This is a genomic window from candidate division TA06 bacterium (assembly GCA_016208585.1).
GTDB lineage: Bacteria > Edwardsbacteria > AC1 > AC1 > EtOH8 > UBA5202.
This window is the reverse complement of the sequence record JACQXR010000090.1, coordinates 1-6,985: the sequence shown is the minus strand read 5'-3', so window position 1 is coordinate 6,985 and position 6,985 is coordinate 1. Positions and strand designations below refer to the sequence as shown.

Annotated in this window: 6 protein-coding genes; 4 read left to right on the top strand and 2 right to left on the bottom strand. The window is 50.9% G+C overall.

All coding sequences use genetic code 11. The annotated features are described in order from the left end of the window. Together HY768_06960 and HY768_06955 are read left to right on the top strand one after the other, a co-directional pair. A partial coding sequence (locus HY768_06960; GenBank protein MBI4726949.1) for a metal ABC transporter permease occupies window positions 1-683 on the top strand: 683 nt, incomplete at its 5' end. 28 nt (window positions 684-711) lie between these two features. Then, on the top strand, window positions 712-1,854 hold the full coding sequence (locus HY768_06955; protein MBI4726948.1) for a hypothetical protein: 1,143 nt from the start codon (window positions 712-714) through the stop codon (window positions 1,852-1,854). A gap of 675 nt (window positions 1,855-2,529) precedes the next feature. On the opposite strand, the gene HY768_06950 is transcribed toward HY768_06955, so the two are convergent. Both HY768_06950 and HY768_06945 read right to left on the bottom strand, forming a co-directional pair. After that, window positions 2,530-3,324 (bottom strand): mechanosensitive ion channel family protein, encoded by a 795-nt coding sequence (locus HY768_06950; protein ID MBI4726947.1) that lies wholly within the window; start codon window positions 3,322-3,324, stop codon window positions 2,530-2,532. Between the two features lie 216 nt (window positions 3,325-3,540). Beyond that, entirely contained in the window at window positions 3,541-4,419 is an 879-nt protein-coding gene (locus tag HY768_06945; GenBank protein ID MBI4726946.1) for a polysaccharide deacetylase family protein, read from the bottom strand. A 276-nt stretch (window positions 4,420-4,695) separates the two neighbouring features. On the opposite strand from HY768_06945, the gene HY768_06940 reads away from it, so the two are divergent. Continuing rightward, window positions 4,696-5,409, top strand: a complete 714-nt coding sequence (locus HY768_06940; GenBank protein MBI4726945.1) for a hypothetical protein — start codon at window positions 4,696-4,698, stop codon at window positions 5,407-5,409. Between the two features lie 250 nt (window positions 5,410-5,659). Next, the gene (locus HY768_06935) at window positions 5,660-6,931 is read left to right on the top strand and encodes an ISNCY family transposase (protein MBI4726944.1); all 1,272 of its coding nucleotides are present in this window, start codon (window positions 5,660-5,662) and stop codon (window positions 6,929-6,931) included. Window positions 6,932-6,985: the final 54 nt, after the last annotated feature.

Below are 6,985 nucleotides of genomic sequence, written 5' to 3'. Positions count from 1 at the left end.
TCTCCGACGCCATCGGGCATGCGGCATTGACCGGGGTGGCCATCGGCGCGCTTTTAAGCCTGGGCGATCCGCTGTGGGCTATGCTGATCTTCTCCGCCCTGCTGGCCCTGTCATTCAGTTTTTTAAGGCAGCGGACCAAGGCCTCGGCCGACACCGTGATCGGGCTGATCATGTCCTTTGCGGTGGCTCTGGGGATAGTCATCCTTTCCCGGCGGGGCGGCTTCAACCGCTATTCCCAGTACCTGATAGGGGACATCTTAAGCGTGGGCCCAGCCGACATCGCCAAGCTGATGATCCTGCTTTTGGCGGTGGCAGGATTCTGGATATTTTACTTCAACAAGATAATGCTGCTGAGCCTGAGCCCCTCGCTGGCCAAGAGCCGCCGGATCAACACCGGGCTGGCCGAGGCGGTATTCTCGGTGATGACCGCCCTGGTGGTTACCGTGGCCATCCAGTGGGTGGGCCTGCTGGTGATCAACGCCCTGCTGATCCTGCCGGCCGCGGCCGCCCGCAACCTGGCGGGCGGTATGAAGCAGTATTTGTGGCTTTCGGCTGGCTTCGGCCTGGCGGCTTCCATCGCCGGGCTGATCGCCTCCTACTACCTGGCCACCGCCTCCGGCGCTACCATGGTGCTGGCGGCCATGGGCTTTTATCTTTTGACTTTAGTGCTGAAAAGAAAATAGCAACCGAACTTGTCAAAACGGATAAACAATGAAAAAAGCACTCTTCTCGCTCCTGATCTTGCTGACGCTTCTCTGGTCCTCCCCAGCCCTGGCTACGCTTCAATGTGATCGGTGCCGGAAGACGATCACGTCCAAGGACAGATATGTGGAATATGAGGGCAAGGTCTACTGCTCCCAAAGGTGCTTCGCCCAGGCCATGCCCAAATGCGCCAGTTGCGGCAAGTCGATCGCCGATGGCAAGGGCCTGGCAGGGGGGTATGTCTATACCCGGGACAAATATTTCTGTTCCGAAGAATGCTTCCAAAAATCACTGCCCCTCTGCGCGGTTTGCGGGAAACGGGTTCAGGGCGGCCTGAGGGATAAGCAAAATCCGGACAAACTTTACTGCTCCCAGGAATGCTACCGGACTACCTTACCTAAATGCGCGTTGTGCGGAGCCACCATGCAATCATGGACCGAGATCGAGGGCGTAAAATTCTGCGGCCAGTGCGCCAAACTTCCGGCCTGCTTCAACTGCCAGATGCCCGGGGCCGGCCATGAATCAAAGGACGGCCGCCGCTGGTGCGACTCCTGCATGGTCCTGGCGGTGATGGATTCCGCTTTGGCCCAAAAGATGTTTGACCAGGTGCGGCTGGACATGAAAAGCCACCTAGGCCTTTCCACCCCGGACACCATAATGTTCCACCTGGTGGACGCCGACAGCCTGGCTCTTTTGCTGGGGCACAAGAATTTTGCCGAACGGGGTTTTTACCGGTATAATGTCGAATATCGCGTAAACAAGAAAAAAGAAAAAAAAGTGACCCGGGAATTATTTGACATATTCATCCTCTCTGGCCTCTCGCCTGCGAATTTCAGGGACGTGGCGGCCCACGAGCTGGCTCACGACATCAACTATCGTTATTTTCCCAAGGTCCAAGGCCAAAGGGAAGTGGAGGGTTTTGCCGAATACCTTTCGGCCTTGATGAACCAGTACTGGGGCCAGGAGAAAGTCAATGACAGCAAGCTGAGGAACCAGCAAAAAGAGTATGCCGCGGCCTATAAGTATTTTCTGAAACTGGGAGAAAAGAGCGGGTTGAAGGCGGTGATGGATCATATGAAAAAGAAAAATAAAGCCGGCAAGTGGAATCCCGGGATGAAACAACAAAAGCCCCGCCTACGGCGGGGCTTTTGAAACTGTGTTAAAAACCCAGTTATTTCTTTTTCTTCTTAGCGGCTTTCTTCTTGGCTGGCATTATTAAACCTCCTTTCTCGCCGGATTCCTCCGGTAATTAAATTGTGGTTTGTTTCGTTAGCGAGCCAGATAATTTATGCCGAATTTACTTTTTCTTCTTGGCGACCTTCTTCACAGCCTTCTTTGCGCAAGCCATTCTTTTCACCTCCTTTTTAGGTTTAAAATATTAGAATCTTGTATTAATTGTGTATAAATATACAATATATTGTATATTTGTCAAGTAGAGAGGGAATTTTTTTTTTGGTGGATAACTTTTATTACATTGCATAAAAATGATAGTATTCCAAAACCCTTTAAAATCAATGGTCTTAGAACATTTATATATTTAAGTTTAGGCGTAGTCAAAAAAATATCCACAACACAATAGGTAGTGTTGTGGATAACTTATTTTTGGTTTTTTACAAGATTTTTTTCGAAATGTTCTGAAATCCTTAAAAGACAAGGGTTTCCAGGGTTAGGCGTTAAAAAAAATTGTACAACCCGCATAATCACTATTGTTTTCAAATTTAGGGAACAGGTTAGAAAAAAAAACGGAAAAGTAGATCATCCGTGACTGAAATTAAAATTTCCAAAACCTTTTTCAAACATTTAACTTTCTAAAGGCAGGTCCGGAGTCTAACTCTTATTGATGATCTCGCGGTGGGGGAAGGCCAGCCTTATCCCGCGCGCCAACAGGGCCCGTCTGATGTTCTCGTTCAGGTCGGAGAGGCTCTGGAGATAGGCTTCGCCCTTGACCCACAGGAAAAGGTCCAGCCTGGTGCCGCTTTCGCCGAAACCCTGGACCACGGTAAAGGGGTGGGGATCGGCCAGGGTATGCTGGTAGCCGCGGGCTGCGTCCAAAATTATTTTCTTGGCAGCGGCAATATCGGTTTCGGGGCCCAGCTTGAAGTGCAAACAGAGACGCCGGGTCTTATACCGGGTAAGGTTCACTATTTTGTTCTTGATCAGGTTCTCGTTTGGTATCCGGACATAGAGATTGTCGAATGTCCGCAATTTGGTGGACAGCAGATCGATGGAGGTGACAGTGCCCTGCTGTCCCTCAAAGTCTATCACGTCGTCGATCTCAAAGGGCCGGTCCATCAGCAGGAAGAATCCGGAAACGATGTTGGCCACCGAGGTCTGGGCGGCGAAGCCCAAAGCCACCGACATGATGCCGGCCGCCGCCAGGATGGCGGTCAATTTGACGTTGAAGATGTCCAGCGCCGCCGCCAGCACCAGCACGATCACCGCATAGTAGACCACCTTGCCGATCATCATGGCGGTGTGCTTCTCCGATTTTTTGGCGGCGGCCTTTTCGGCCATTCTGGCCAGGACCTGGGCGGCGAAGAAACCAAGGCCTAACAGTATCAGGCCTTTTAGGGCCAGGCCGGATTTTAGCCAGCCCGGCAGCTGCTGGAAGAATTCTTTCATGTGATGCTCCTATTTTCATTGCCACCAAGACACCAAGGCAAAGTTTATAATCTTACGTTGTTTGAAAGGAATCAAGTTTTAAGAGAGCTATGGCTTCTTGTCCCAAAACATGCTCCGAGTTGAACCGAAGGGCACTAAGCATGCCCTGCCTGTGCGCCGTAGGCGTGAGTAATACCAAAGGGACACAACTACAATTTCCCATTTTTTAAATTTAGTCTATCGGTGTAGTATTCTCTTGGCCAGGGCCGTGCCGCCGGCGCACCAGTTCACCAGGCGGCTCCACAGGTCCTGCGGCCAGAACCAGGGGGAATCGTGGTCGATCTTGTGCTTCAGGTCCCAGATGATGTCGGTGACGTAAACTCCGCAGCGGCGCAGGGCGTAAAAATCTATTTCACTGTTTTTCATCCGGGGCGAAAAACTGCAGGCCGAGAGGTAACCGGCTTCTAATGCCGCCTGTTTCACTGCTTCGTTATACAGCCCGAAGGGATAAGAAAGGGTGGTCACCTGCACGCCCAGGTTCTGCTCCATCAGCTTCCGGGATGCCGCCAGCTCGTCCCGAAGCTGTTCCGGGCTTAAAAAGCGCAGGTCCCGGTGGGTTTTGGTGTGGGAGCCGAACTCTATCCCGTAAACCTGCATCTCCTTCATCTGCTCCCAGCTTAGGTGCTCGAATTTCAAACCGCCCCAGTTGATGTCCCAGTCATTAGATTTCCCCACGAAATCCGTGACGGCAAAAACGGTGGCGGTAAAGCCAAACTCTTTCAACAGGGGAAAGGCGTGGCGGTAAAACCCCTGGTAAGCGTCGTCGAAGGTCAGGCAGAGGTATTTTTTTCCGGCTGCAACGTCCTGCCGCATCAGCTCCACGGCTTGGGACAGGGTGACGCTTTGGAAACTGTTCTTCTTAAAATATTCCAGGTGCCGGGCAAAACGACGAGGCGATATCATGGTGCCGCCCAGCTCCAGCCTGCTGTCTACCTTATGATAGGCCAGGATGGGAATGGAGCCGGGGGCCGGAAGGCCGAAACGCGCCCTCCAGAAAAGGTAGAGCAAAGTGCCGACCAGGGCGACCGAGATCAGGAATGTCAATAAAATCTGCATTGCTTGAATTTTACCGCCAAAAGGCTCCGGTTGTCAATTAAAATATGGGCTTTATTTTTGCAAAATTCTGTCCCTATTTTTTAGTTTGACAAACCAAGCCGTTGGTGCTAAAATGGAATGGATAAACTAACGCAAAATGCAGATGAAACTTAACATAATCAGGGCTTTTAAAGCAGACCCGGCGGTAAAAGAAAACCGGGGTCGAAGTCTTGTAACAGGTGCGTTTTGGTTTAATTTGCCAGGCGCGCCTTTTTAATTTACAACTTACGGCGGACCATGAAAGAAGAGCTTAAGACCATTTGTCTGATCCAAGCGCTGGATGCGGATGTATATTCGGTCCGGCAGCGGCTGGAGGCCATCCCCCAGGAACTGAATGAGTTTAATCTGAGGGAGCAGGAGGGAGCCGGGGCCATGAAGGAGGTGAGCCAAAAGCTTACTGAGGTCGCCAGAATCAAAAAGGCCCGGGAACTTGATCTGGAGTCCGCCGCGGCCGCTTTGAAGAAACTGCACTCCCAGTTGCCCCAAGTAAAGACCAACAAGGAATACACCGCCATGCAGCACGAGATAGAGCAGGGCAAGGTAAAAATATCCGGGATTGAGGAGAAGATCCTGCTGGAGATGGAAAGGCTGGATGCCCTGGCCATTCAGGAGAAGGAGTTTTCCCGGCAGCACGACTTGCTGAAAAAAGACCTGGACGGCAAAAGGAAAATCCTACTGGAGCAATTATCTCAAATGGAGGCCAGGCTGACCGGACTGTTGACCCAGCGGGAGGCCGTGATCAAAACCTTGCCGGCCGATATCGCTTTGGTCTATAACCGGATCATGCAGGGTCGCCCCGGGACCGCAGTGGTCCCGGTCAGCGGGAATTCCTGTGGCGGGTGCTATGCCAATTTGCCGCCCCAGTTCATAAACGAGATCAAGAAAATGGAAAATCTGATAACCTGCGAGACCTGCGGCCGGATCCTGGTTTGGGCCCAGGAAGGGGTTTGAGAGGAACCTTAATGGGCCGCGGATTAACGCGGATCAATCCGATTACTAACTTTGATGCCGGAAACTTAGGTATATGGAAATCCAGTAAACCTAAAATATTCCTGTTCTTCCTGGTTTTCTTATATAGTTTTCACTGAAAAAGAAGTGACAAATATGCAGTAAACATGCGGATTTCACTTCCGTTGGCCGTTAGAAAATGGTATAATTAGGGACAACAAAGGAGGAATTATGCTGCGATTACGAAGCCAACATGCCGTATTTCAGGAAACACCGGACATTTAAGAAACTGAACACCGGGCGGAACAGCACGCCGATAGAAACATATCTTCGGATGATGTATCTCAAACACCGCTATCAGCTTGGATACGACACCTTAGTGAAGGAGGTGTCCGACAGTTTCAAATGGCGGCGGTTTTGCCGCGTGTCATTAAGCAGCAAGGTTCCCGATGATACGACTTTGGTCAAGCTGACTAATTTGTACGGTCCGGAATTAGCCAAAGAGATCAACCAGGAACTGGTCAAGAAACTCACCGAGAAAAAGATCATCCGGGGCAAAAAGCTGAGGGCCGACTGCAAAGCGGTCGAAGCTAACATCCACTTTCCCACAGACAGCAGCCTGTTGGGAGATGGAGTGAAAGTAATCAACCGATTGGTCAAACGGCTAAAAGAGAGCGGTGTCGGCGCTAAAATCAAATTCATTGAGCACACCAGGGTAATCAAAAAGTCGCTGCGACGGCTGACCAAATTCAAAAAGCTCGGCGAGGACAAAACCAAAGAATTATGCCGGATAGTCATTCGGCATACTCGACGCACTATAAAACGCGCCAAGGCGATGAGCAAAGCCGCCAGCCGAGCATTACGGAACGGCCAGGTTAAAAAAACAATGAAGGCCGCTGTCGGCCGCGCCAACCAACGATTGAAGACATTTGTCAAGGTGACGGAAAAGCTATTGGGGCAATCGCAAGAGGTGTTGAAAGGCAACCACCACTTGCCGAATCGCCGGATCAGCGTTTTCAATTCCAAGGCCAAGCCAATAGTTACCGGCAAGCAATCCAAGAAAACCACTTTTGGAAACAAGGCGCTGGTGGCCGAGGTCGAACAAGGGATCGTCAGTCAATGCCAGGTGCTTTCCGGCAATCCGTCAGAAACATCATTGCCTAAAGGTTTGCTCAAAACTCATCAGGAAACGTTTGGACATGTACCTAAAGAGCTTGCCACTGATCGGGGTCTGAGTTCGGCAAAAAACGAGCGGCTGGCGATTAAAATGGGCGTTAAAAGAGTATCGCTGCCGGCCCGTGGTAAACGAAGTAGGAAACGAAAGGAATACGAACAACAACATTGGTTTAAAAGGTTGCAGAAGTTCCGGGCCGGATCTGAGGGACGCCTCAGCTATTTGGCCCGTTGCTTTGGCTTTGATCGTTGTCTGCTTACCGGGGACAACGGCATGGAGAACTGGACCGGCTGGGGTGTCGTAGCCCACAATTTGAAGAAAACCAGCATATTGATGAGGGCGATGGGATAAAAAACATGAAAGAAAAGTGAAAAATACATACCGGGGATGGTGTATTAATTGGCC

Coding starts and splice junctions, on each gene's coding strand:
- HY768_06955 (MBI4726948.1), top strand. CDS start 712: ATGAAAAAAGCACTCTTCTCGCTCCTGATCTTGCTGACGCTTCTCTGG.
- HY768_06940 (MBI4726945.1), top strand. CDS start 4,696: ATGAAAGAAGAGCTTAAGACCATTTGTCTGATCCAAGCGCTGGATGCG.
- HY768_06950 (MBI4726947.1), bottom strand. CDS start 3,324: ATGAAAGAATTCTTCCAGCAGCTGCCGGGCTGGCTAAAATCCGGCCTG.
- HY768_06945 (MBI4726946.1), bottom strand. CDS start 4,419: ATGCAGATTTTATTGACATTCCTGATCTCGGTCGCCCTGGTCGGCACT.
- HY768_06935 (MBI4726944.1), top strand. CDS start 5,660: ATGCCGTATTTCAGGAAACACCGGACATTTAAGAAACTGAACACCGGG.